The sequence below is a fragment of the Dehalobacter sp. genome (assembly GCA_023667845.1).
GTDB lineage: Bacteria > Bacillota > Desulfitobacteriia > Desulfitobacteriales > Syntrophobotulaceae > Dehalobacter.
In genome coordinates, this window is sequence record JAMPIU010000098.1 from 1 (window position 1) to 1,016 (window position 1,016).

Here is a 1,016-nt window from a genome sequence, read left to right on the forward strand (position 1 = left end):
TTCCTTTATTAAATCGATAGATAGATAATTCCATAGTTTAATGAAACTGAATTTATGAAACTGAATTTATGAAACTGAATTTATGAAACTGAATTTATGAAACTGAATTTATGAAACTGAACTTATTTGAATCCACTCTTAACATATGTAATTTTTGCTAGCCTGATATTGCCAATAAAAATAAGTATGAAGCCAAAAAGTCTTGTTTAAAATGCTTGATCAAAAAGATTTCAAACCGGTCACGCTCGCAGATCGGCCTTTTTTCGAGCGCCATTACGCGCTTTACCCGCAAACCCACAGCGACAACACTTTCACGAGCATGCTCTGCTGGAACCATTTCATGCATTACCGATATGCATACGTCAATGGGAACGTGATTCTTTCGTGCACAGCCGCAGGAGTGACCCGGTTACACCCGCCTATAGGCCCCCTTGATCCTGAACTCATGAGGGAAGTAATACAGCTGTCGCTGGACATTGGCAACGATAATAAGCCCCTTACACTCATTGATCCTGAGACAGCACAGTGGATGAAGAAAATCGATCCTGACCTTGTGCTGGTTCCAGATCTGAACCATTTTGAGTACGTGTACCGGGCTCTCGACCTCGCTGAGCTTCCGGGAAAGAAATATCTCAAAATCCGCAGCCAGATTAACAAATTCCGGAAAAATTACCGGCATTCTGTCGAGCCGATAACCCCCGAAAACCGGAAAGAAATGATGGAGTTCCTGGTCAAGTGGTGTAAGAGCAAAAAGTGCAAGAACAATTTCACTCTTGCCCACGAAGTAGAGGCGTTTTCCTACGCCATCGAGCACTTAACCGAGTTGCCTTTGCGAGGCCTTTTGATAAGGGTCGGCTCACAGGTAAGTGCCATTTCTCTTTTTGAGCGTCTCAATGCTAATACGGCGCTAATCCATTTTGAGAAAGGGCTGCCGGAATATGAGGAGATATACAAGGTAATCAACGCCGAGACTGCAGCGGTTCTTGCCAGCGAGGTGGAATATATCAATCGGGAAA

General features: G+C 43.7%; 1 protein-coding gene. It reads left to right on the forward strand.

Going from position 1 to position 1,016, the window contains the following annotated elements; all coding sequences use genetic code 11:
• Positions 1-211: 211 nt before the first annotated feature.
• On the forward strand, positions 212-1,016 hold an 805-nt coding region (locus tag NC238_07505; protein ID MCM1565785.1), incomplete at its 3' end, for a phosphatidylglycerol lysyltransferase domain-containing protein.